Origin of the sequence: Paraburkholderia sp. SOS3 (assembly GCF_001922345.1) — a bacterium.
In the GTDB taxonomy this organism is placed as follows: domain Bacteria; phylum Pseudomonadota; class Gammaproteobacteria; order Burkholderiales; family Burkholderiaceae; genus Paraburkholderia.
Genome location: NZ_CP018811.1, coordinates 457,762 through 481,838 on the forward strand (window position 1 = coordinate 457,762; position 24,077 = coordinate 481,838).

The following is a 24,077-nucleotide window of genomic DNA, read 5'->3' on the forward strand; positions in this document are numbered from 1 at the left end:
GTGTTGCGGCCGCTTGCGAATTGTCGATGCGACGCAAGCAGCGTGTCGTACCCGAACACTTTTGATTTACCGGGCGCCACGATTTGCAGCGCTCGTGCCCGGATATTGGGTAAGCGGACCATGGCGCAAGTTGGCGGCGGCCTCACGCTTTAACCGGCCACCCGATGACTGCCGCTCGAGATACCGCGCACTGACGTCGTACAAAGACGTCGCGCAGACGAGCCAGCAGTCACGATCATGCTGAAGCGTCAGGTGGCGCTACCGCCGCCAAGGCCCGACATCATGCCGCCGCCGAGCATCGGCGCGATCGCGCTCGCCATGGGCGCCAGTGCCTGCAGCAGTTGCTGCAGTATCTGGCCCGTGTCCCCCCCGCCGCCCGACGAACATTTGCCGCCCGCACACTTGCCGTCGGAGGCAGCGGCGTTGTCGCCACCGTCGCTGCCCGACGGACCGCCGTCGCCGCCGGCCCCGCCAGCCCCGCTTTGCGTTACGTCGGGCGAGAAAATGCGAGGACCATCGTTAAGTGCCTGCGCTGCGGCCGCCGCGCCCTCTCGCTGCCCCTGCATGTATGCCATGCCGGCATGAAGGTCAGCCATCCCGCCGCTCGCAAAACCGTCATTACCTGCAAAACGTTGACCCGCATGAAATAGAGTCGAGGAATCTTGAATAGGCATGAATGTATTTTCCGTTTCTGAAAGAGTGCCCTGAGTATCGTCAGAGCTGGTTTTGAATGGTTCGTGAGTCTGGTGTCGCAAGTCTCTTTACATGGAAGCCTCCTGATTGCCGTTGTGGATTCGGTGCGACTTGCCGCGCGACCGCATGCTTCATTGCATGTCGCGCGTATTCGCGAGGTCCGGCGTACCGGCGTTCCCATCGATCGGCATCGAACCTGCGCGCTTCATCAACTGCACCACGCAAATCACACGCACATAGCCGGTGAAGTTCCATACATCCTCGTGTGCGAGATCCATCTCGAGCGCCCAGCGTGAAATGAGTTTTCCCACGGTGAGCGATTCTTCGCGTGCGAGTTTTTCGATGATCGTCCAGTAGACCTCTTCAAGCCTTAGACAGGTTGCGAGACCATTGACGCGCACCGACCGCTGTCGCGGCCGCGCGAGGTCTGCGCTGAAATTGCAATACTGTGTAATGGGCATTTGAACCTGCTCAGAAATTTCGAAGCTGCTCAAAGTTATCGTTTGAATGCAAAGTGGAACTTTCTGCAATCGCTGATCCAGCGACAATTGCTTAGGCATATTGATCAAATAACCAAAAAAACATTTGCCTGCTGGCGTGTTGTCTATCCTCGCGCAGTTCGCGAGACTCCGGTGATATATTTGTATGACCGCGATGCATGTGTGCACAACTAAAGTTCCGTCATGACGAAGCTGGCCTCTGCCGGCATAGGAGCTTTGATGTTCACGAAGTGGTGCACCGCAGACAACGAAAGACGCCGCCGCTATCGACGCTGTTCGACCGGCGTCGCGGTGCGCCGTCTCGCGTTTGCATGGGTCACGTTGCATGCGTGCACGACGCATGCGGGCGAACCGCCATGGCGCAATGCGCCCATGCACTACTTCGCGCGCAATTCACAACTGTCCGATGTACTCAAGGATGTCGCGAGCGCAGGTGGCTTGTCTGTCGATATCGCGAGAAGCGTGAAGGGCACGGTGAACGGCACGTTCGATGAGCCGCCCGCAAACGTATTCGCAAAGCTGACGGAGGCGTATGGCCTCGCGTGGTATTTCGACGGAAGAACGCTGCACGTGTCCGCCGGTTCGGACATCAAAACCAGAACAATTCCGTTTGCGCCGATGAAGCGCGAAGCGGTCTCGGGCCTTCTGCGCAGCCTCGATCTCGACGATCCGCACTTGCCCGTGCGCTATTCGGACACCACCGCGAAAGCGACGGGACCCTCGCGCTTTGTCGACTCGATTGCCGATGCAATCGAAAAAGCACGACAACAGGCTGCCGTCGAGACGCCTTTCGATCAGACGCAGATTCGCGTGTTCCGCCTGCGGTACGCGCAAGCGCAAGACATCACGTATACGAGCGGATATCGCACGCACACGATTCCTGGTGTCGCGTCGCTATTGCGCAAACTGATGGGCGACACATACGTTCCTCGTCCGGCGACACGCATACCGCAGGTCAAGGAAGCGCGCACGCCGCGCAATGGTCCGCCGCCGTTGCCGAGCCTGCGCGGTCTCGGCTTGTCGGGCGGCGACAAGCCGGACGCGATGCTGTCGCCGGATCCCGACGCGACCACGCAGGTGGAAATGACCGTGCCGTCCGACGTGACGTCCGCACGGCGCAATATCGTGGCCGACGCGCGCACCAATTCGGTCGTCGTCTACGACGTTCCCGAGATGATGCCGAACTACGAGCGCGCGATTGCGATGCTCGATCAGCCGCAGGACCTCGTCGAGATCACCGCTGTCGTCATCGACGTCGCGACCGATGCGGCGCGCGAACTCGGCATCCGGTGGGGCGGTGGGACATCGGGACAGGATGGCGCCGCACATGCGATGGTCAACGCTTATCCGTCTGTCAGCCAGTCGGCGTTCTCGGGCGTGCAGGGCGCATTGCAAGGCGTCAATCTCACTACGCTGATCGGCAACTCCGTGAACTATCTGTTCGCGCAGATTCGTGCGCTCGAGCAGAACGGCAAGGCGCATATCCTGTCGCGGCCGCAGGTGTTGACGCTGAACAACTCGGAAGCGGTGCTGTCGTCGCGCAATTCGGTGTATGTGCGCGTCGCGGGCAATCAGGATGTCGATCTGTACAACGTCGATACCGGGCTCACGCTGAAAGTGACGCCGACGGTGGAATCGGCCGACGACTTGCGTAAGAACATTCTGCTCAACGTGCAGATCGAAGACGGCGCGTTCGATTCGACGCAATCGGTCGACGGCATTCCGCGCGTGAACAATCATTCGATCGTCACGCAGGCGATCGTCGCGGACGGCGAGAGTCTGCTGATCGGCGGCTATCAGTACGAGAAAAGCGAAACGACGAGATCGCAGGTGCCGGTGCTCGGCGACATTCCATATGTCGGCGCGCTGTTCGGCAGTACGCAGACGAGTTCGCAGCGTCTCGAACGGCTCATTCTGATCACGCCGCGCCTGAAGCGTCTGAATGGCGAAGCGCCCGGCAGCGCGCCGATCGACGTCGCCGCCGCGCAGCCGGTGCCCGCCGCGGCGAATGCGAACACGCATGCGTTGAGCGCCGCGGTTGCGGGCGCGCTGCTGTCGCAGCCGCAGCAAGCGCCGCGCACGAATCAGCCGCTATTGCCTCTCGTACCGGCGGCCGTGTCGCCTTCGCAGGGGCAAATGCGATGAACGGCAATGCGCTGATTGTCGTAACCGGCGGGATTCACGCCGGCGCAAGTGTGCTGCTGTCGGACGGGCACGAGCTGTCGATCGGCAGCGGCGAGAACGCCGATCTCGTGCTGATCGACGAAGGCGTAGCCGCACATCACGCGACGATTCGCCTCGACGGCGAAAAGCTGAAGCTTTCCGCGACGCAGGAAGGCGTGGCGGTATTCGGACATCCGCTGCGTGCGGGCAAGTCCACCGAGTTGCGCTACGGCGGCTCGTTCACGCTGGGCGCGGCGACGCTGCAGTTCAGCGGCCGCGATGCGCTGACGCCGCGCGCGACGCACAAGGCCGAGCTTGCATGGCTGCTCGCTCACGCGCCGGGGGCCTATGCGGCGAGGCGCGCCGCGACGCTGCCGCTGCCCGCGAAGGCGGGTTTCAGCGTATTGGCGCTGCTGCTCGTCGGTGCGCTCGCGTGGCAAGTGGCCAGTCCGTTCCTTACGGCAAAGGTCGCGCGCGAACCCGAGAATCCCGCGTTCCGCTTCGTGCGCACACGCGTCGATACGAAGACCGGCATGCCCGTGTACGAGGGGTATGTGCAGAGCTATGCGGATCTGTCCGCGCTCGCGATCGCTGCGCGCAGGGGCGCGCGCACGCCGGTGCTCAGGGTGATCGTGATCGATCAGTTGCGCGACCAGCTGCAGGCGTTTCTCGACCGGTACTACCGCGCATCGCAGATACAGGCTGTGCAGCCCGGGACATTCGCAGTCACGACGCCTCCCGCGGACGGCTATCTGCAGCCCGAATCATGGGACTACGCACGGATCGCGCGGCTCGCGCGCGTGGAGATCAACGGTTTGAACGCGTTGACGTTCGCCGGACAACCGGTAAGCGGCGGGCCCGTACGCGTGCCGCTGGAGTCGATCGGGATGAATCTGATGCGCTCTTCGCACGGCGCATGGCTCGTCGACCAGCAGGGCGGCATGTATTTCGCCGGGTCGCGGCTGAAGATCGGCAAGCTCACGCGCATCTCCGAATGTGTGGCGGAGGTCGTGCGCGACGACGATGGGTCGGTCTACGAGTTCTTCGTCAAGGACGCGCAGCCGGGCAACAAGTGTTGAGAGACGCCTGACTGGCTTACCGCCCGCTCGCTCAGGTTTCCGTCCGCCGGGCGCTTACGCGTCGCCCGTCGAACGGTGGCACGAAGCAGTTCGCTTCGAACACGCGTAGTTACTTTCAAGGAAAACGAAATGGCAATTGGTGCATTGAATGGCGGTGGTTACAACCCGGCTGGCTTCGCCGCGGTGGATACGGCAAACCGGAACGCGGACACGGCCGCCGACCGCGCCGCCCAGACGGGCGACCCTGCTGACGGCATGAAAGCGACGAAGGCCAGAAACGACGCCGAAAACAAAAACACGGCGGAAAAGAACAAGATGGATTCGATCCAGAGGCAATTCAAAGAGGCTATCGCTCCGTCGCGATAAGCGCTGACAGAACGCGCCCGCGAGGGCGCTTTGAATAAATACTGAGGCAAGAGAGAACTCAATGATTCCGCCAATATCTGGCATGAGCGCGCTGGCGCCGGATCGCCATGTCGCAGCCGTCGCGATGCCTGGACCGGAAACGGTTACGGGAAACTGGGGCGCCGATCCGACCCAGCATGTCCGCAATCCGTTCGCCTTCCGAAACGATGACTATCAAAGCGGCAATGCTGCGCTGGCGCTCGATCGCCTCGAGCAATGGGGAGACATCAGGCGACAGGAAGCGAAAGAACTCGAGGACGAATTCGACGCACGGAGGATCGGCCGCATGAGCGTCGGCGACGCGCTGCGCTTGCGCCAGCGTTTGAACGAGCAGGAACTGACGGTGACGTTCTGCAAGACCGCAGCCGATAGCTGTGTGCAATGCGTGAAGACTCTTTCCTCGGGAAGCTGATGCTGCGCCGCCTGCTGATTCTGCTGCCGTTGCTCGTCCTCGTCGGCTGCAGAACGTCGCTGTTCGAAAATCTCGACGAGGATCAGGCCAATCGCATCGTTGCGGTGCTGAGCCATCACGGCATCGAAGGCAGCAAACAGCGCAACGCCGACAAAACGTGGACCGTCACGGTCGACGGCGACGATGCGGTCGCCGCGACCGAACTGGCCGGCGCCTATGCGCTGCCGCGCACAGGCCACGCGAATCTTGGCGAACTGTTCAGCCGCCAGGGCCTGATTTCGAATCCCGACGAAGACCGCGTGCGTTTCATCTTCGGCGTATCGCAGGAGCTGTCGGAAACGCTCGAGAAGATCGACGGCGTGCTCGTCGCGCGCGTGCATATCGTGCAGCCGGAGCGCGACCCGGTGCTTGGCCTCGTCACGCCGCCTTCGGCGTCGGTGATGGTCCGCTATCGCACCGACTACAACCTCGAGCTGATGCGCGACAAGATCCGCGCGCTCGTGGCCGGCGGCGTCGAAGGCCTGAGCGTCGATCGCGTGAACCTTACGCTGATTCCGGTGACGCCCGTGCTGGTCGCCGGCGATGCATGCGGCGGCGTCAACGCATGCACGGCAGGACATGAGCGCGACGCACACGGCAGCGCAACGCTCGTGCTGGCCGCGCTGGCGATCGGCGTCATGCTGCTCAGCGTGTCGGCCTGGGTCTGGCGCAGCGGCATTCGCTCGTTTTCGCCGACATTTTTCCGGCGCAGAGGGCGCGGCCGTGCGCATGCGCCTGCCACCGGCAGCGGAGATCCGCAGCCTGCCACATCGACCGGCAGCCGCGACCCGCAGCCTGCCGCACAAACCGAAGGAGACACGCATTGATCTGCCTGCCCGCCCTATCGATCGGCAAATGGGCCCATCACAGCTGGCTGATGCGGCAGCGGCCGATTCGCGGCGAACGCGCGCTTGCCGATGCAAGCGCACGTTTGATCGTCGAGTATCCGCAGTTGACGCGCATCGATTTCCGGCAGACGCTGCCATGCGTCGGAGAATTGCCGCGCGCCGCGTGCGCACGGCTGTTCCGCATCAGCGCGGCGCTGGCCTGTTCGCGCTCGTTGCGGCGCGTCGTAACGGGCGCGGACCATCTGGCGTTCGCCCGAAGTGTCGCACCGCAACTGCTTCGCACGATTCAACAACACGCGCGTGCCGGGTCGGACGATCTGCCGCTCGGCGCGCCGTTGAACTTTCTCGATCGCCACGAGATGACCGCGGCGGGATTCGCGTTGTCGCTGCGCGGACTCGGCGATGGCGGCGAAGTGCAGCACACCTGGTTGCGGCTGCGCATGCCGCGCGACGTCGTCGAGTCGGCCGTACGCTTTCACGCGCGCGATGTGAGCGTGGATGCCGCGCGTGCACTGCTCGACGACGCGACGCGCTTGATGCAGTCGATGCACTCGCCGCGCCCGCTGCGAGGTGAGTCGTGCTGATCTGCAGAAAAGGAAACTGGCGAATCGAGTCCGACGGCTATCTGTCGTCGGCCGATCTCGTCGAACTCGACGATTTGCGGGCGCTCGACGAAGACCGCGCCAACGAGGCGGCCCGCGAAGCGTCGCGCCTCGCCGCGCGCGTACGCGAGCTGAAGCGCCGCGCGTGGCGGCGCGGCTACGACGCGGGGCGAGCGGCCGCGGCGCGCGATCTGGTCGTGCCGCAGGCTGCCGCATCGCTGATCGCGCGTTGCGTGGAGGAGCGTCTTGTGCGCGTCGCCCTCGATGCACTCGTGTTGATCATCGGCAAGCTGCCGCCCGCTGCGGCACTGCCCAACCAGTTGCGCCGCTGCATTGCCGCATCGCGCTCGCAGCAGGTCATCTCGCTGCGCGTATCGAGCGCCGACTATCGCGAAGCGAAGCGGCTGATCGCGCGGCTCGAGCAGGAAATGGCCGTGCCGCTTTTCACGGTATTGGCCGACGCGGGCTTGCCGCCTCACTCATGCATCGTCGAAACGGAGCGCGGCGTGATCGATGGCAGCTTGCGCATGCAGCTGGGCGCCGCGGAGCGCGGCATCCGGGACGCCATTGCCGCGATGCTCGACGAGTATCGCAATCTCGATGCAGCCGTCGACAGACAGTTCGATGTCATCGAGCGCGGGCTGCGCGACGTGATCGACGTCATAGGTCTTCCGCAGGAGCAGCAGCGCGCGCAGCATGCGCACGACGGAGGCATGCGGTGAATCCGTGGATCGGCATGCGCCGTTTTACACAGTCCGATGCCGCACGCCGCAATGTGGCGGCGTTGCAGTTCGGCACGCCCTATACCGTGCAGGTCGGCGTGCGCCGCTACGTGCTGCAGTTCGACGAATGCCGGCAACGCTATCCGCTGAGGCTCGCAGGCCGTGCATGCGGTCATCCGTTCACGCTCGACTGCGATGCGCGCGCGTGGCTGCCCGAATTGCCGGGGCACCCGTTGCCGCGCGACGACGCGCAGACGCGCAGCCTCGTCGAAGATGCGTTGGAAGACTGGATATCGGCGCTCGAAGGCGCGTTCGGATTTTCGTTCGATCTGCAATCCGTCTCGTTCGACGCCGCGTCGCCTGCCGGCGCGTATGGGCTGTCGCTCACGCACGAGAAAAGCGGACGCAGCGCTCACTTCTCGTTTCAGTGCGAAGCGGTCGATCAATGGCTGCAGCGCAGGCGGCCTGCCGCGTTACGGGCGGATCGCGATTTCTATCGACGCCTGATGGTGCCGGTTCAGGCCTGCATGGCCGGTCCTTCGCTTTCCCTTGCGCGCCTGCGCAGAATCAGGCCCGGCGACGCCTTGCTCGTCGATCGGGCGTCATATCACTTGCGTGTGCCGCTGCGCGACGGCGCGCGCCGCATTCTATTGAACCTATCTGGAGAGCAGATCGTGGTAGACCGCCCGATGATCGACGACGAGAGGAATCAACCGGAACTGACGAGCGAATTCATTGCCGTCGATGCGCTGAGCTTTGCGCTCGACGCGGTGCTCGGTACGGTTTCGCTCTCCGTTCACGAACTCGCGCATCTGCGCGCCGGCTCCCTGCTGTCGTTGCAGATTCCGGTACGCGAGCGCGCGGTCACGTTGCTGTGCCAGGGCGTGCCGTTCGCGCGAGGCGAACTGATCGATATCGAGGACGCGCTTGGCGTGCGCATTACGGAGATGACGCATGCCGCGCGTCCGGACGCCGACGCATGAATCCCCAGGTCGACCCGATCTCGCTCGTCGGCCTCGTCGCGCTGCTCGGCCTCTTGCCGTTCCTCGTCGTGATGGTCACGTCGTTCACGAAATTCAGCATCGTGCTGACGCTATTGCGCTCGGCGCTCGGCGTGCAGCAGGCGCCGGGCAATACCGCGATCGCAGGCCTCGCGATGGCGGCGACGCTCGTCGTAATGGCGCCCGTGATGTCGAAGATCGGCGCCGAGCTTTCGCTCGACGAGCGCCTCGAAAGCGGTGCGATGCCCGGCATTGCCGAGACATTGAAAGCGGTGCGCGGCCCGCTCGGCGAATTCCTGTTCGCGCACGCGCGGCCGTCGGAACGCGCGTTTCTCGTGAACGCGGCCAAACGGATCGATCCCGAGCGCGACGCGCAAGAAACCGATTTTTCGCTGCTGATTCCGGCCTTTCTGATCAGCGAGATTTCGAGCGGATTCGAAGCGGGTTTCCTGCTTTACATCGCGTTCCTCGTCATCGACCTTGTCGTGGCCAATGTGCTGACCGCGATGGGGATGATGATGCTGTCGCCGAGCACCGTGTCGATTCCGCTCAAACTGTTCGTGCTGGTCTCGGTATCGGGCATATCGCGACTCATGCACGGCTTGATTGTCAGCTACATCAAATGAATTCGTTTCCGTCACTTGCGTCGCTTTCCAGCGACGCGCTGTTGCTCGTATTCTGGCTTTCGTTGCCGGCGCTCGCGGTCGCAACGGGTATTGGCTTGCTGCTGGGTCTCGTGCAATCCGTCTTTCAGATCCAGGATCAGAGCCTTCCGTACGGCGCGAAGATCATCGGCGTCGGCATCACGCTGATCGTCACCGCCCCGTGGGCAAGCCGTGAAGTGACGCGTTTTCTCGAGCATGTCTTTACGTTTGTCGCCGCCGGGCGCGTGCATTGACGATGAACGTATTCGGCTATCTCGAAGGGCTCGCGTTCTGCTCGATCCGGCCCGCCGTTGCGCTAAGCCTCGTGCCGTTCGCGTTCGGCGATTCGCTCGGCACGAAGCTGCGCGTGCCGCTCGTGCTGCTGTTCGCGGTGCTGCCGCTCAAAGTGGGTGCTCCAGCTTCGCTGATTCCGGCCGCGCTGTTCGAGGTACTGGTCGGGCTCGCGCTCGGCTTGCTGCTTGCGGTGGTCTTTCACGTTGCATCGTGCGCGGGCGCGCTACTCGATCAGCAGGGCGGCTATTCGATCGCGGCTGTCTACGACCCGAACTTCAAGCAGGAAGCCGCGCTTTTCGAAACCCTGTTCACCCAGTTTGCCGCGCTCACGTTTTTCACCGGCGCGGGGCTGCGCTTCGTCTGCGGATTCTTCGCCGATGCGTGGGCGATCTGTCCGCCCGGCGCAGCGCACGTGAACCTGACCGAGGTGTTCCGTCAGGTCGCCATCGACCGCGTGGCCGCCGCATTCGCCGAAGGCGTACGGCTCGCGATGCCGCTGATCGGCCTGATGGCGATGGTCGATATTTCGCTCGGCGTGATGTCGCGGCACGTGAAGCGCCTCAATCCGTTTACGACCGCACGCACGGTGAAGGCGATGGTCATCTCGTTCGCCGCGATGTCCTGTGTGCCGGTATTTATCGAGCGGCTGTCCGTCATTTTCCGGCAAAGCCTGATCCTGCGATGAGCGATAAAACCGAAGCACCGACTCCGCAGCGCCTCGTCAAGGCCATCAAGGAAGGCGATATCGCGAAGAGCGCGCACGCGAGCGTCGCCGCGAGCGGCCTGATCTGGTGGCTGTTTCTCGTCGTCGAGTCGCCGCACTTCTACGCGCTTTTTCAGGCCCTGATTCGCGAGGCGACCGGTCTCGACCAGACGCGCACGTTCGCGGAGCTTTTCGCGCAAGTCATGGCGTCGCTCGATGCGGCGCTGCCGGCCACGCTCGTCACGCTAGGAGCCGGTGTGCTTGCAGCGGTTGTGCCGGAAGTCGTGCAGACGCGCGGCGCCATCGCATGGAAGCGCGCGGCGCCCGATATCAAGCGACTCGATCCGGTGTCCGGCCTGAAAAACATCTTCAGCTCGCGCGTGCTCGTCGATACGCTGATCGCGCTCGTGCAATTCACGATTCTGCTTGCGGTCTTCTGGTACGCGTTCGTCAAGTGGTGCGCGCAGCTGGTTCCTTCATACACGCTGCCATTGCCGATGCTGCTCGCCGATATCGGCGTGTCGGGCGCGTCGCTGCTCGCGATGATGACCGCATCCCAGCTCGTGCCGGCAGCCGTCGATTTCGTCATGCAGCGCGTGCTGTGGCGGCGGCGCCTGCGCATGGACAAGGAAGAAATCAAGCGCGAGTACCGCGACAGCGAGGGCGACCCGTACGTGAAGGGCCGGCGCCGCGCGATGCATCGCGAACTGAGCCGCTGATATGGAAAACCGCCGCGAAACTCCATGCCAAACCGTTCGATGATGCGCCGCCCCGATATTCCCGGGCTGCTTGCCCGCCATGCCGATGTCGCCGTCGGCCTCGGCATTCTGTTCGTGCTCGTGCTGCTGATCCTGCCGGTTCCGGCATTCGTGCTCGACTTCTTTATTTGCGTGAGTTTTTGCGCAAGCTTCGTGATGCTGAGCACGACGATCTACGTGACGAAGGCCGCGGAGCTGTCGAGCTTTCCTTCGCTGCTGCTCGTCACGACATTGCTGCGGCTCGCGCTGGCGATCGCATCGACGAAGATGATCCTGCTCTACGCGCATGCCGGCGACATCATCGGCGCGTTCGGCGAGATGGTGGTCGGCGGCAATGTGGCGGTCGGGATCGTCGTGTTCGTGGTGCTCTCCGCGATCCAGTTCATCGTGGTCGCGAAGGGCGCGGACCGCGTTGCCGAAGTGTCGGCGCGCTTCACGCTCGACGGTATTCCGGGCCGCCAGATGAGCATCGATGCCGATTTACGCAACGGCCTGATCGCGCCGCGCGATGCGGGACGGATGCGCGCCGAACTCGAGCGCGAGACCTATTTTTACGGGTCGCTCGACGGTGCGATGAAGTTCGTCAAGGGCGACGCGGTAGCGGGCCTCGTCGTTGCACTCGTCAATATCGTCGGCGGCCTGACGGTGGGAATCGCACAGCGCGGCATGTCGTTCGGCGACGCGCTGCATACGTACACGATTCTCACGGTCGGCGACGGGCTCGTTTCGCAGATCCCGTCGCTGATCGTATCGATCGCCGCGGGTCTGCTCGTCACGCGCGTTTCGTCGGGCGGGCCGCCGACCAATCTTGGCGGCGATATCTTCCGCCAGCTGTCGCTGCATCCGAAAGCGCTCGCCATGGCCGGCGTCGGCTGTTTCGCACTGGGCGCGATACCGGGCTTTCCGCATCTGCAGTTCGCCCTGGCGGGCGGCGCGTTGATCGGCCTGTCGGTGCTGATGATGCGGCAGGCGGCAAGCCGCGAGCGCATGCAGCGGCCGTTCATGCCGGCGATGACGCGCGACGGCGGCAACTATACGCAGCGGATTCTCGACGACGTGGAACTCGGCACGAGCGCAATACTGCGGCTGCGCATGGGAAACAAGGCATACGAGGCGCTGCGTCCGGGGCTCTTCGATACGCAGCTCGGCAGGGTGCGCCGCGATCTGATGACGCGGCTCGGCTTGCCGTTTCCAGGCCTTGCGCTGCAGCGCGATGCGCGGCTCGACGAAGAGCGCTACATCGTCGATATCGACGAAGTGCCGTTCGCGAGCGGGACGCTGGTGGCGAACCATGTGCTCGTGAGCGGCGACGACACGCAGATCACGATGGAAGGCGTCGCCGGATACAGTCCGGGCGCGCCGAAGGCCGTCTGGGTCAGCGCGGCCGACGCGGCGGCGCTCGCCGATGCACTGCTCGGCAAGGCAAGCGTCGAAGAGGCGCTATGCGCGCATCTGGCCGACGTCTGCGAGCAGAATGCGGCCGCGTGCATCGGCACCCAGGAGGCGCGTTTTCTGATGAACCAGATCAGCATCGAGTTTCGCGAGCTCGCGAGCCAGGTCGACCAGCTGGTGGGACCCGTGTTGCTGGCGAGTGTGCTGCGCCGGCTGCTCGACGAGCATGTGCCGATTCGCAATCTGCGCGCGATTACGGAGGCGTGCATCCGGATTCCCGACGGCGAGCGCACGATCGACCGGATGGTGCGCGAAGCGCGTATCGCGCTCGGGTCGCGGCTTGCGCGCCGGCATGCAGACCTCGACACCTGGCGAATCGATGCGGCGGTAATGGACCCGTCGTGGGAGGCGGAACTCGAAGACCAGATCCGCGGCGGCCCGGATGGCGAACCTTACTGCATGCCCGGCGTAGGCGAACTCGAACACTTGCAGCGCGCGTTTGCCGATGCCTATGAGCAGGGCATTCGACTGCTCGTGACGACAGCGGTGCTGCGGCCGCATTTGCGCCGGCATTTGAAGACGTTCGGCATCCGTATCGAAACGCTCGCGATCGAAGAGATTCCGCTCGATACGTTCAGCGTGCATGCCGTATCGACGTTGTCGCGAGAGTGAGCGGGACGAACATGAAGCTTCTCCAGCATCCCGCTCCCACGCCTGCCGACGAACCCACGCTTTACGGACGTGTCGCCGAAGCGCGCGGCGTGGTCGTGCGGGCGGTCGGCGTATCGTTGCGGATCGGCGAAATGGTGCGTCTCGTGCGGCCCGATACGCTCGATACGCAGCTCGGCGAAGTAGTCGGCTTCACCGACGATGGCGCGCTCGTGATGCCGCTCGACGGTCTCGCGGGCTTGTCGAATATCACCCAAGTGCATGGGTGCGGCCACGCGTGGGGCAGATTCGATCCGCTCGATCTGCTGGGCCGCACCGTCGACGGACTCGGACGGCCGCTCGATCGTGGCCCTGCGTTGCGCGAGGCCAGTGCCGCCGCGCAAGGCGGCGCGCCGCTCGCCAGCATCAATCCGCTCGAGCGGCCTGTCATTGCGAAGCCGTTTGCGACTGGCGTGCGTGCGATCGATGCGCTGCTCACGTGCGGCGTCGGGCAGCGTGTCGGTATTTTCGCGCCGGCCGGCGGCGGCAAAAGCACGCTGATGGGGATGATCGCGAACGGCGCCGATGTCGATGCGATCGTCGTCGCGCTGATCGGCGAGCGCGGGCGCGAAGTCTCCGAGTTCATTCACGATCATTTGTCGCAGCGGCGCGCTGCGTCGATCGTCGTTGCGTCGACGTCCGAGCGGCCCGCCGCGGAACGGCTCAAGGCTGCCGAACTTGCCTGCGAAGTCGCGAGCGGATTGCGCGCGAGCGGGCGCCGCGTGCTGCTGCTGTTCGACTCGTTGACGCGCTATGCGCGCGCCTTGCGCGAAGTTGGCCTCGCGGTCGGCGAGCCGCCCGTGCGGCGCGGCTATCCGCCACGCGTGTTCGCCGAGCTGCCGAAGCTGATCGAATCGGCGGGTTTGACGCAGGAAGGCAGTGTGACCGCGTTTTTCACCGTGCTCGCCGAAGACGAAGAGTTGTCCGATCCGATCGCCGAAGAAGCGCGCTCGCTGCTCGACGGGCATATCCAGTTGTCGGGCAAACTCGGCGGCGCCGGGCACTATCCGGCCATCGATATCCTGAAGAGCAAGAGCCGCGTGATGACGCGTGTGACCGACGTGGCGCATCGCCAGCATGCGGACCGCGTGCGTGGATGGATGAGCCGTTATCAGGAACTGGAACTGCTGCTGCAGATCGGCGAGTACCAGCGCGGCAGCGACGCGGCGAGCGATCTGGCGATCGACCGGTATCCGGAGATCGTGCGCTTTCTGCGGCAGCGTTACGACGAGCATTGCGAGGTGGAGGCGACGCGCTCGATGCTTCGCGCGCTATGCGGTGCCGCGCCGGTGCGATGAGCGACGCGAAGCGCAACGCGGAACTATGGCGCCTGCTTGCCCGGGTGCGGGAGTTGCGGCTCGAGCGCCGGCGGCGTGCGCTCAATGCGGCGCGCGACGGGTTGCATCAGGCCGATGCGCGGCTCGAACAGCGCCGCGAAGAAATCAGGCGTCATGACGCGCAACGCGAATCGATCCTGCAATCGTGCGGCCACGATAAACGCGGCGGGCGGCTGTGGCGCGAGGCGTTGCGCTGGCACGACGAACGCACGCCGGAACTGCATCGCGCACTTGCGTTTGCGATTCGCGAGCGGTCGGCTGCCGCCGATCAGGTGACGAAGGCGTCGACGCAACTGCAGCGGGAGACGATCGGGCGCGACGATGCGCTCGAGCGTGCGCGGCGCTTCAAGGCGGCGTTGCTCGATCGCGACTGATCGATGCAGGCATCGCATGCGATGCCTGCCGTTGCAGAGCGTGCCGGATCGGCCTTTCTCCGAAAGGAGGAGCCGGCCGGTGCCACGGTCGCTCCGGCCGGCACGGGCGAGGAAAGGAAAAGGAAGCGCGCCTGCCAGTCTGCCCCTTCTTCCCGCCCGATTGATGCATGGGTAGCCGATGCTAACTTATACGACCTGCTGACCCGTCTTCTGGTCGATGATCTTGTCGTCCTTAGGTACCGCCTTCTGCGCGGTGTTCGCGGTGTTCCTCATCTGGGCTATTTCGCCATTGTCGGTGACCTCGCGGAACGAGACCTTTGCCTTGTCGCTCGGGCTCAGATGTTCGCCGACAAAGACCTGCTGGCTCCCTTTGGGTTCGTAAATGACGCGATTCATATGGGGCGGCGCACTATCGCTCGATTGCTTCGTTTCCGGGTCCATGGTCACGCGCATATCTTTCGTGTCGAGGCTCAGCGGCTTCGAGAAGTCGGCCTTCGATTCCTTGCCGTTGACCTTGATAATGCCGTGCGGATCGCCCCAGCCGGTGAATTCGACGTCATTGCCGCCGACCTTCATTTTGGTCGTAGCCTTGTCTTTGCTGAGTTCGCTATGCGTATTGCCGATGTCGACGTTGAGCTTGTTGCCATTCTGCGAGACGACCGGCGCTACCCTGTTCCGATCGTCGCTATCGTGGCGCGTGCCCTTGCGGAAGTCGTTATGGTAGTGGTCCGGCACGTTGTTGAAGCCCTTCGGTCCGGACTGCTGGAACGAGGTATACGACGTTTTCATCGTCGTGCCCTGCGGCGTGCGGGAAATTTCGCGCTGGTACTGAATCATCGACGTGCTGCGTTGCGCGGTGCCGTACGGGCCGAATGGCTGCGTGTTACCGAAGGGCATCTGCTGCGGATAGATACCGGGTCGATTGTGCGCACCGAATGAACCCGACGAGCCGAACGGCGAACTGAACGGCGAATTGAAGGGCGAACTGAACGGCGAACCGAACGAAGAGCGGGACGTGTTTGCCGATTTCGCCGCATTCCATAAGTTGTTGTTGCTGTTGTACGACTGAACCGTACGCATATCGATCGTTGCTTGCATGTGCGAATCCTCTAACAGGACAATGCGTTGAATGAAGAACTTATGATGTGCAGGATGCGCCGGCGCGCACGAATGCGCACACCGTCGATTCCGCATGCAGAGTCTAGGGTCGAAGCAACGCACAAGGGCACTACATACGTAGTGCTACGGGATCGCACACGCATTTACAGATTCGCTGCAAAAAAACAGGCCCGCGTGTTACGAGCGGGCCTGCGTTATCGCTGCGCGAAGCGGATGCGCTACTGCACATTCACCGCCGTAAAGTTCTGTCGCCCGAACGCGCTCACCTGATAGCCGCTTACGTTGCTCGTCGTAATTGCGGTGGCAGTGGGATAGCCGAGCGGAATCCATAGCGCCGCATCGTGAATGATCTGCTGCGCGGCTTTGTACGCTTTCGTACGCTGCGACTGATCGGACGTGCGCCTGCCCTGATCGATGAGTTTGTCGAGGTCCTGGTCGCAGAAGCGCGAGAAGTTGATGCCCGACTTCACGCCGTTGCAGCTGAAAAGCGGTGTCAGATAATCGTCGGGGTCGCCGTTGTCGCCGGCCCAGCCCATGAATAGCGTGTCGTGCTGGCCCTGCTTCGCATCGCGAATCAGTTCGCCCCATTCGATCACGCGCACGTCGGCCTTTACGCCGATCTTCGCAAAGTCCGCCTGCAACAGTTCCGCGCCGGCCTTCGGGTTCGGATTCAGCGAACTGCCCGTGGGGCGCACCCAGATCGTCGTCGAAAAGCCGTTCGGATAGCCGGCGTCGGCAAGCAGCTTCTTTGCTTTCGCAATGTCGTAGGGCCACGGCTTCACGGCCTTGTCGTAGCTCCATGTATTGGGCGGATACGGGTTGACCGCGGGCATCGCGGTGTCGTTGAACACCACTTTCAGGTAGGTCGCGCGATCGAACGCCATGTTCAGCGCAGCACGCACTTTCTGGTTATCGAGCGGCTTCTTCTCGGTGTTCAGCGCGACGAAGGCGGTCATGAACGCCGGCGTCTGCACGACCTTCAGCGACTTGTCCTTTTTCGCCGCGGCAATATCCTCGGGTTTCGGCGACAGCGCAATCTGGCATTCGCCGGCCTTCACCTTCTGCGCACGCACGGCCGCGTCCGGCGTAATCGCGTAGATCAGGCGGTCGACCTTCGGCTTCGGCCCCCAGTAATTCGGATTCACGTCGTAGCGGATCACCGCGTCCTTCGTATAGCTCTTCAGCATGAACGGGCCGGTGCCGATCGGCTTCGCGTTCAGGTCGGTCTCTTTGCCGGCCTTGAGCAGCTGGTCTGCGTATTCGGCCGAATAGATCGAGGCAAAGCCCATCGACAGCACCGACAGAAACGGCGCGTCGGGTTCGCTCAGTTCGATCTTGACGGTCTGGTTGTCGACCTTCGTGATCGACTTGACGAGCTTCGTCAGCCCCATCGATTGGGCGTGCGGAAAGCCGTTTGCGCCCGCGACCTTGTGCCACGGGTTGCTGTCGTCGAGCATGCGGCTGAATGTGAAGACGACGTCGTCGGCGTCGAGCGGCCGCGTCGGCTTGAAGTAGCTGGTGGTCTGGAATTGCACGTTCGGGCGCAGGTGGAACGTGTACGTGAGTCCGTCGGCGCTGATCTCCCATTTGTCGGCGAGGCTCGGCACGACTTTCCTCGACGCCTCGTCAAACCCGACGAGCGTGTTGAAGATCACGTCGGCCGAGGCATTGGTCGTGACGAGCGAATTGAACTGGACGACGTCGAAGCCGTCGGGGCTCGCTTCGGTGCAGACGGTCAGCGGCTTCGCGACTGCGAGCGTGGGCGAAGCGAACAACGCGGTGGCGGATACGGCAACAGCGACGGCGGCAGCAGAGGCAGCGGACGGCATAAAACGCATGACATCTCCCGGAACGGTCGTAATCAGATAACGCGGCTTATAGGTTTATTACGCGATTCGGCGAACGGCGAAAAACTTCGCGAATCGCGCAAGCTTATCGAACGGTCGTTGCAGCGACAACCACGCATTGGCGGCACGTATTGGACATACCGGTATCGTCGCATGGCGCGCACTTTATTGCCGTGAAGCATAGCGCTGCAGGTAGCCGATGCCTCCGATTGCGCGCGAGCCGTACCACGACACCTGTTCGCCGTCGATCAGTTCGATGCGCTTGCCCGTCAGTTTGCCGGCCGCCTGGAGCGCTTGCGCGAGCGCGTCGCAATGCGATTGCGTGAAGCGGTACGGTTCGGTGGACAGCAGTATGCGGTCGACGTCGTCGAGCCACGGCGCGTCGAGCGCGAAGGCCGGATAACGCCGGGCGCCAGCAGGGCCGCCGTCGACGGCCGGCAGCGTGTGCCAGTTCACGAGACGCAGCACCGCGGAGATATACGTATCGCGCGCGACGGTCATCCATGGGTCGTGCCAGATCGCATACAGCACACGTTGCGACGGCCAGTCGCGCGCTCCGATCGCTTCGAGCTGCTCGTTCAACGCCTGGCCGAGGCGGCGCGCCGCATCTTCGCGGCGGAAGATCGTGCCGAGCAAGGCGAACAGTGCGAGATTATGTTCAGGCGCGAGCGGATGCGTGACGACGATATGCGGAACGAACGCGCGCAAGGCATCGACGGTCGTCCGCTCGTTTTCGTCGATATTGACGATCACGTGCGTCGGCTTCAGCGCCCGCACGGCGTCGATGCGCACGGACTTCGTGCCGCCCACTTTGGGCACCGCGCGCACGCGGTCTCGCGGATGCACGCAAAAGCCGGTGCGGCCGACAATCTGTCGATCGAGGTCGAGCGCGAACAGCAGTTCGGTGATGCTCGGCACCAGCGAGACGATGCGTGCATCGTCGCCCGCCGGGGTGTGTCCGATTCCGGCTGCATCGACCGTCTGCTCGTTCATGGCCGGTTCCGTCGATGGTGGAGGGGCGAGGTGCGCCTTGCGTTTATCGCTCGTGGCTCGTGGTGTGTCGCTTGTCGCGTGTCGCGCGCGGCCGGCTTTGGCGGCGGCGTTGCGACTGTCATTGCCGCCGTCGGTGCCGTTGCTGCTGCCGCGGCCCCCGGCCGTGACGTCGCTAGCCGGCCCCGGAGCGCGGCTTGTGCGGCGCCTTCTTCATCGCCGCATCGTAAAGCCAGCGCGGCACCGCATGCAACACCATCGCGACGAAGCGCATCTGCCACGGAAGTACGACGTAGCGCTTCTTCCGTTCGATCGCATGGGCGGCTTCGCGCGCGAATCGCTCGACATCCATCAGGAACGGCATGGCGTACGGGTTGTGCGCCGTCATCGGCGTGCGGATGAAGCCGGGCGCGATCGTCACGACCGAGACGCCGCGTGGCCGCATCTCGACGCGCAGGGCTTCGAGATAGGTGCGCGCCGCGGCTTTCGATGCGCTATAGGCGCCCGAACCGGGCAGGCCACGTACGCCCGCGACGCTCGAGATACCGACGAGCGTGCCTTTGTGCGCAGCGGCCATTTCGGCCGCGAACGGTTCGAAGGTGGCGACCATGCCGTAATAGTTGGTATCCATCACGTCGCGAAACGCCTGCAGATCGCCGAGACCGGTGACCGTGCCGCGGCTTACGCCGGCATTCGCGATCACGATATCGGGGCAGCCATGCTTCGCGAAAAAGTCTTGCGTGGCAGCCGCGAGCGCGTGCGCATCGCGGACGTCGGCGGCATAGATCAGGATGGGGTGCTCGGGATGGGCGTCGCGGAAACGCTCGAGCGCGTCCTTGCGCCGTGCGACGAGGCCGAGAATCGCGCCGCGCCGCACGTATTCGGACGCGAGCGCGAGGCCGATGCCGCTCGATGCGCCGGTAATGAAGACCTTTTGTGGTGAGCCCATATACCGGCGCCTCCGAGGATCGCCCCCCGGTGATTACATCTTCTTCGCGCGAACCTGGCCGACGAGGTAGTCGAGCACCTGGATCGTGCCGGGCAGGCTGTCGGTTTGCGCCGGGCCCGTTTCATACTTGCCCTGAATCGCGAGCGTCGGCACGCCGTCGATCTTGTAGTCTTCGATGAGCTTCTTGTCGCGCTGCAGCGCCGTTTGCGTCGAGAACGAGTTGTACGCGTCCATATACTTCTTCGGGTCGACGCCGTTCTTCGCGAGGAATTTCGCCTGATCTTCGGGCGTCAGCAGGTAGTCCTTGTTGACGTGGATTTCGTGGAAGATCTTCGGCGTCAATTCCTGCGCGAGGCCGAGCGCGTCGACGGCGTGGTACATCTTCGAATGCGGGATGAAGTCATCGCGGAAGGCGACCGGCACGCGCTTGAAGACGACGTCGGGGCCCTGCTTCCTGATCCAGTCTTCGAGGTACGGGTCGAACTCGTTGCAGTGCGGGCAGCCGTACCACATGAACTCGATCACCTCGATCTTGCCGGCCGGCACTTCGACCGGCTGCGGCGACGACAACACCGTGTAGTCCTTGCCGGAGACCGGCGCGGCGGGGCTGGCGCTTGCCGCGCCAGCGATGAGACCGAACGAGAGGCAAAGAAGGCCAAGCAGCTTTTTCATGTCTTGTGATCCCAATCGGGAAGTAGCGGTGACGGTTGAACGGAGGCGTCAGAGGCCTGTCACCGTGAGCGCTGAGACGGACGGCAGGCTTTCGCCGTGATGAGACTACGCGTGCGTGCCGAAGGTTCAAGCCGTTAGGCCGGTTCGGCCGGGTTGGCCTGGTTCGGGCGGCGCGCACGCAATAAGCGATAAAGCGGGTTACAGCGGTTACGGCAGGTTACTGCTTCGTAAAACGGATCACGGCAGTGTCGATGCCCGCGTCGGAGAGGCGCTGACGCGTGCTGTTCATGTCTTCGAACTTCGCGAACGGCCCGATCCGTACGCGATAGTACGTGATACCGCCCGCATCGCGCTGCGTCACTTTCGATTCGAAGCCCTGGAACGCAAGCCGCGCGCGCTGCTGTTCGGCGTCGGCCGCGGTCTTGTACGCGCCGACCTGCAGCAGATAGCCGGTGTTCGCGTCGGCTGCGGACGGCGGAGCCGATGTACCGGGCTTGGCCGGCGGCGGGACATTCGCAACCGCGGCGCCCGGTGTGCCGTTCGGCGCGCTGCTCGCAGGCTTCTTCGCGCCCGCGACCGCCGCCGCCGACGGGTTGCTGCCGGCCACGCCCGGTGCGGCCGCCGAAGCGCCGCCCGCCGCGGGCGGCACTTCGACGATCTGCGGTTCGTCGAGGATGCCCGACGATTGCGTCTGATTGTTGGTCTGGCCAGGCGCCGTGTTCGGCGGCGCGGGCTGGGCCGCTTGCGGCACCGGCTGGCCCGGACTCTTGCCCTGCAGCGCCCGGTTCGGATCGTATTGCGGCTGGCTTGCGCCGGCATCGGATGCGGCAGGCGGCGCGACTTTCGCGACGAACGGCGTCGGCGCGCGCGTGATGTACAGCGCGACCACCACCGCGATCGCCAGACCGACGATCAGGCCCAGCACGATGCCGAGAAACGTTCCCCCGGATTGCTTCGACTGCTTCGTTGTGCGGCGTGGCTTTGCCATTGTCTGAATCACCTGCAAAAGGAAAACTTGAATGACCGTCGATTATAACGACGGCGGCGACGCCGACCGCGGCGATGCCGGCTGTCTGTGCCGCCGCGCCGCCGCGTGGCAACGGTCGCGCGCTATGGGCGCGCGTTATGGTCGCATAAGCGGCTTGCGCGGGCGAGTCGAATTTACATCTTCGAGGGGGCCGATACGCCGATGATCGCAAGACCGTTCGCCAGCACCTGGCGCGTGGCCGCGAGCAGCGCGATGCGCGCGTTGCGCACTGCTTCGTCGTCGACCAGAACGCGCTCGGCATTGTAGAACGAGTGGAATTCACCGGCGAGGTCGCGCAGATAGAACGCGACCGCGTGCGGCGCGAGTTCGTCGGCTGCTTGCGTGAGCAGATCGGGGAACTCGGCGAGCTTCTGCAACAGGGCCATCGCGCGTTCGCTCGAGAGCGGCGCGAGATCGACCGAGGGCAGCAGCGCTTCGTCGGCGACAAAGCGCGACTTCCATTCGCCGAGCACCGAGCAGATCCGCGCGTGCGCGTACTGCACGTAGTAGACGGGGTTTTCGTCGTTCTGCTTGAGCGCGAGATCGATGTCGAACACGAACTGGGTGTCGGCCTTGCGCGAGATCAGGAAGAAGCGCACCGCATCGCGGCCGCGGCGAATCGTCTCTTCGTCGATCAGATCCGGTGCGGCTTCCTGGCCAGGCGTCGCGCCGCCCGACCATTCGATCAGGTCGCGCACCGTCACGTAGCTGCCCGCGCGCTTCGAAATCTTCACTTCCTGGCCGTCGCGCATCACCGTGACCATCTTGTGCAGCACGTAGTCGGGGTAGCCCTTCGGAATGCCGATGCCGAGACCCTGCAGGCCGGCGCGCACGCGTGCGACGGTGCCGTGGTGATCCGAGCCCTGGACGTTGATCACCTTCGTGAAGCCGCGCTGCCACTTCGTGACGTGGTAGGCGACGTCCGGCACGAAGTACGTGTACGTGCCGTCTTTCTTGCGCATCACGCGGTCTTTGTCGTCGCCGTCGTCGGTGGTGCGCAGCCACAGTGCGCCGTCTTCCTCGAAGGTCTTGCCGGCCGCCACGAGCGCCTCGACCGTCTGCGCGACGCGTCCTTCCTTGTACAGCGACGATTCGAGGTAATACTGATCGAACTCGACGCCGAACGCCTGCAGGTCCATGTCCTGCTCGTGACGCAGATACGCGACCGCGAAGCGGCGGATCGCGTCGAGATTTTCGATGTCGCCCGCGCCTTTGACCGGCTCGCCGTCGCGTGCCGAAACGGTCTCGCCGTTCAGGTAGTCGCGCGCGATATCGGCGATGTACTCGCCGGCGTATGAATCCTCCGGCCAGCCCGCGTCGCCGGGTTTCAGCCCGCGCGCGCGCGCCTGCGTCGAGATGGCGAGCGTCTGGATCTGCACGCCTGCATCGTTGTAGTAGAACTCGCGATGCACGTTCCAGCCCTGCGACTCGAGCAGGCTCGACAGCGCGTCGCCGAGCGCCGCCTGGCGGCCGTGGCCGACGTGCAGCGGGCCGGTCGGGTTGGCGGACACGAATTCGACGAGCACGCGCTTTCCTGCTTCGCGCTGTGAACGGCCGAACGCTTCGTTCTGCGCGAACACCTCGCGTACGACAGCCTGCTTCGCGGCGGCCGCGATACGCAGATTGATGAAGCCCGGCCCGGCGACTTCGGCGCTATCGACAAGGCCTGTTGCCTGCGGATGCGCGAGCACCGCATCGACGATCTGCTGCGCAAGCTGGCGCGGATTGGCGCGCAGCGGCTTGGCCAGCTGCATCGCGACGTTGCATGCGATGTCTCCGTGCGCGGCGACCTTCGGGCGTTCGAGGGTGATCGTCGGCGTGACGAACGCGGCCTCGGCGGCGCCTTCGTTGGCCGTCGCGATCTGCTTCACGGTGTCGGCGAGCAGGGTTTCGAGAATATGTTTATGTGCAGGCAGCATGCTTGTTGCGTGTCCAGTGAGGCAGTCGGGTCAGACGAGATTGCGTTGGATGCGTGTACGCGCACCACGGCGCGCTCATTCCATCAGGACGGATTTTAGCAGGTGCTAATATGTCCAATGAGGTGCCCGGTCGGGACGAGGCGCGCCGGCGCGGCTGTCATAGCGCACGAGAAGCGCCTCGTGGCATCGCGCAAAGGCCTGCGCAAGCACCGGCAGGAACGCCGCGCAGGGCCGCTTTGCCAGTCGCCGCCGAGGGAGAGATCAACAAAACGAAAAGGGAACTGTCATGCTGATTACTTTCAAGTGTCGTGCCGCGCCGGACGTGATGATGTTGGAGAATCTGGCCCAATATCTTGTCGGCATCGTCGGCAAGCAGCTCGGTCAACGCGGCGTCATCACGCATGACGAACTCGGCGACGCCATTACGAAGCTCGAAGCGGCCATCGTCACCGACAAAAAAGAGCGTGCCGAACACGACGGCCACTTCCATGAAGGCGAAGAAGGGCACGACCCGCACGAAATTCCGATCGGACTCGCGCAACGCGCTTATCCGTTTCTCGACATGCTGCGCGCGGCGCAGAAAGAGAACGCGGATATTGTCTGGGGGATCTGAACCGCGCCGGTTGCGGCACATGGCGGATGCGCCGTGTGCTGCGTTCCCGGCGTTGCTCGTGTCATAGAAAAAGCCCGCCTTGCGCAAGCGCCGGCGCAGCACCGGCGGCAAGCGAAACGGCCATCCACATCAGCGACAGCTTCTTCATACGATTTTCTCCGGGACGGTTGCCCGTAAAATGCCGCGCGTTGTTGCCGACGCATTCGGCGTCATGAAGCAGCTGCAGTTTACAAAGCCGAAAACTCGATCGCCGGAAATATTCGGTGT

At 63.9% G+C, this 24,077-nt stretch carries 25 protein-coding genes; 16 read left to right on the forward strand and 9 right to left on the reverse strand.

Features of this window, described 5'->3' with window-relative positions; genetic code table 11:
- Window positions 1–248 precede the first annotated feature (248 nt).
- Window positions 249–596 (reverse strand): hypothetical protein, encoded by a 348-nt coding sequence (locus BTO02_RS02045; protein WP_075155601.1) that lies wholly within the window; start codon window positions 594–596, stop codon window positions 249–251.
- A 228-nt stretch (window positions 597–824) separates the two neighbouring features.
- Window positions 825–1,154 (reverse strand): ribbon-helix-helix domain-containing protein, encoded by a 330-nt coding sequence (locus BTO02_RS02050; protein ID WP_075155602.1) that lies wholly within the window; start codon window positions 1,152–1,154, stop codon window positions 825–827.
- A gap of 258 nt (window positions 1,155–1,412) precedes the next feature.
- Here BTO02_RS02050 and sctC point away from each other — a divergent pair, with 258 nt between their 5' ends.
- The 15 genes from sctC to BTO02_RS02125 all read left to right on the forward strand — a co-directional run bounded on the left by sctC (window position 1,413) and on the right by BTO02_RS02125 (window position 14,674).
- A complete protein-coding gene (sctC, locus tag BTO02_RS02055; protein ID WP_075155603.1) occupies window positions 1,413–3,338 on the forward strand; it encodes a type III secretion system outer membrane ring subunit SctC in 1,926 nt (641 codons plus the stop codon).
- Window positions 3,335–4,435, forward strand: coding sequence for an FHA domain-containing protein (locus BTO02_RS02060; protein WP_075155604.1), 1,101 nt, complete (start codon window positions 3,335–3,337; stop codon window positions 4,433–4,435). Before sctC ends, BTO02_RS02060 begins: the two co-directional genes overlap by 4 nt.
- 129 nt (window positions 4,436–4,564) lie before the next feature.
- On the forward strand, window positions 4,565–4,801 hold the full coding sequence (locus BTO02_RS02065; RefSeq protein ID WP_075155605.1) for a hypothetical protein: 237 nt from the start codon (window positions 4,565–4,567) through the stop codon (window positions 4,799–4,801).
- Window positions 4,802–4,883: 82 nt separating this feature from the next.
- Window positions 4,884–5,252 carry a hypothetical protein gene (locus BTO02_RS02070; RefSeq protein WP_075155606.1) on the forward strand — a complete coding sequence of 123 codons (369 nt, stop codon included), beginning with the start codon at window positions 4,884–4,886 and terminating at the stop codon, window positions 5,250–5,252.
- Window positions 5,222–6,118, forward strand: coding sequence for a type III secretion system inner membrane ring lipoprotein SctJ (gene sctJ / locus BTO02_RS02075; protein WP_232243425.1), 897 nt, complete (start codon window positions 5,222–5,224; stop codon window positions 6,116–6,118). The genes BTO02_RS02070 and sctJ overlap by 31 nt, the downstream gene beginning before the upstream one ends.
- Window positions 6,115–6,723, forward strand: a complete 609-nt coding sequence (locus BTO02_RS02080) for a hypothetical protein (protein WP_156883732.1) — start codon at window positions 6,115–6,117, stop codon at window positions 6,721–6,723. Before sctJ ends, BTO02_RS02080 begins: the two co-directional genes overlap by 4 nt.
- Window positions 6,717–7,463, forward strand: a complete 747-nt coding sequence (locus tag BTO02_RS02085; protein ID WP_075155609.1) for a FliH/SctL family protein — start codon at window positions 6,717–6,719, stop codon at window positions 7,461–7,463. Before BTO02_RS02080 ends, BTO02_RS02085 begins: the two co-directional genes overlap by 7 nt.
- Window positions 7,460–8,446, forward strand: coding sequence for a FliM/FliN family flagellar motor switch protein (locus BTO02_RS02090; protein WP_075155610.1), 987 nt, complete (start codon window positions 7,460–7,462; stop codon window positions 8,444–8,446). Before BTO02_RS02085 ends, BTO02_RS02090 begins: the two co-directional genes overlap by 4 nt.
- Entirely contained in the window at window positions 8,443–9,090 is a 648-nt protein-coding gene (gene sctR / locus BTO02_RS02095) for a type III secretion system export apparatus subunit SctR (protein WP_075155611.1), read from the forward strand. The genes BTO02_RS02090 and sctR overlap by 4 nt, the downstream gene beginning before the upstream one ends.
- Window positions 9,087–9,362 carry a type III secretion system export apparatus subunit SctS gene (sctS, locus tag BTO02_RS02100; protein WP_075155612.1) on the forward strand — a complete coding sequence of 92 codons (276 nt, stop codon included), beginning with the start codon at window positions 9,087–9,089 and terminating at the stop codon, window positions 9,360–9,362. The genes sctR and sctS overlap by 4 nt, the downstream gene beginning before the upstream one ends.
- A 2-nt stretch (window positions 9,363–9,364) precedes the next feature.
- The gene (locus BTO02_RS02105) at window positions 9,365–10,087 is read left to right on the forward strand and encodes an EscT/YscT/HrcT family type III secretion system export apparatus protein (RefSeq protein ID WP_075155613.1); all 723 of its coding nucleotides are present in this window, start codon (window positions 9,365–9,367) and stop codon (window positions 10,085–10,087) included.
- Window positions 10,084–10,824 carry an EscU/YscU/HrcU family type III secretion system export apparatus switch protein gene (locus tag BTO02_RS02110; protein ID WP_075155614.1) on the forward strand — a complete coding sequence of 247 codons (741 nt, stop codon included), beginning with the start codon at window positions 10,084–10,086 and terminating at the stop codon, window positions 10,822–10,824. Before BTO02_RS02105 ends, BTO02_RS02110 begins: the two co-directional genes overlap by 4 nt.
- 24 nt (window positions 10,825–10,848) lie before the next feature.
- Window positions 10,849–12,927, forward strand: a complete 2,079-nt coding sequence (locus BTO02_RS02115; protein ID WP_075155615.1) for a flagellar biosynthesis protein FlhA — start codon at window positions 10,849–10,851, stop codon at window positions 12,925–12,927.
- Between the two features lie 11 nt (window positions 12,928–12,938).
- Window positions 12,939–14,261, forward strand: a complete 1,323-nt coding sequence (locus tag BTO02_RS02120) for a FliI/YscN family ATPase (RefSeq protein ID WP_075155616.1) — start codon at window positions 12,939–12,941, stop codon at window positions 14,259–14,261.
- A complete protein-coding gene (locus BTO02_RS02125; RefSeq protein WP_075158531.1) occupies window positions 14,258–14,674 on the forward strand; it encodes a hypothetical protein in 417 nt (138 codons plus the stop codon). The genes BTO02_RS02120 and BTO02_RS02125 overlap by 4 nt, the downstream gene beginning before the upstream one ends.
- A 186-nt stretch (window positions 14,675–14,860) precedes the next feature.
- Here BTO02_RS02125 and BTO02_RS02130 read toward each other — a convergent pair whose 3' ends face one another.
- The 7 genes from BTO02_RS02130 to argS form a co-directional block, all read right to left on the reverse strand.
- Window positions 14,861–15,772 carry a hypothetical protein gene (locus tag BTO02_RS02130; protein ID WP_075155617.1) on the reverse strand — a complete coding sequence of 304 codons (912 nt, stop codon included), beginning with the start codon at window positions 15,770–15,772 and terminating at the stop codon, window positions 14,861–14,863.
- Window positions 15,773–16,011: 239 nt separating this feature from the next.
- Window positions 16,012–17,622 carry an ABC transporter substrate-binding protein gene (locus BTO02_RS02135; RefSeq protein WP_232243498.1) on the reverse strand — a complete coding sequence of 537 codons (1,611 nt, stop codon included), beginning with the start codon at window positions 17,620–17,622 and terminating at the stop codon, window positions 16,012–16,014.
- Window positions 17,623–17,805: 183 nt separating this feature from the next.
- On the reverse strand, window positions 17,806–18,633 hold the full coding sequence (locus tag BTO02_RS02140; RefSeq protein WP_075155619.1) for a helical backbone metal receptor: 828 nt from the start codon (window positions 18,631–18,633) through the stop codon (window positions 17,806–17,808).
- Window positions 18,634–18,805: 172 nt separating this feature from the next.
- On the reverse strand, window positions 18,806–19,579 hold the full coding sequence (locus BTO02_RS02145; protein WP_075155620.1) for an SDR family oxidoreductase: 774 nt from the start codon (window positions 19,577–19,579) through the stop codon (window positions 18,806–18,808).
- A 33-nt stretch (window positions 19,580–19,612) separates the two neighbouring features.
- Window positions 19,613–20,251, reverse strand: a complete 639-nt coding sequence (locus BTO02_RS02150) for a thiol:disulfide interchange protein DsbA/DsbL (protein ID WP_075155621.1) — start codon at window positions 20,249–20,251, stop codon at window positions 19,613–19,615.
- Window positions 20,252–20,468: 217 nt separating this feature from the next.
- Window positions 20,469–21,239 (reverse strand): SPOR domain-containing protein, encoded by a 771-nt coding sequence (locus tag BTO02_RS02155; protein WP_075155622.1) that lies wholly within the window; start codon window positions 21,237–21,239, stop codon window positions 20,469–20,471.
- Between the two features lie 173 nt (window positions 21,240–21,412).
- Window positions 21,413–23,197 carry an arginine--tRNA ligase gene (gene argS, locus BTO02_RS02160; protein ID WP_075155623.1) on the reverse strand — a complete coding sequence of 595 codons (1,785 nt, stop codon included), beginning with the start codon at window positions 23,195–23,197 and terminating at the stop codon, window positions 21,413–21,415.
- A gap of 286 nt (window positions 23,198–23,483) precedes the next feature.
- On the opposite strand from argS, the gene BTO02_RS02165 reads away from it, so the two are divergent.
- Entirely contained in the window at window positions 23,484–23,810 is a 327-nt protein-coding gene (locus tag BTO02_RS02165; RefSeq protein ID WP_075155624.1) for a DUF1840 domain-containing protein, read from the forward strand.
- Window positions 23,811–24,077 lie beyond the last annotated feature (267 nt).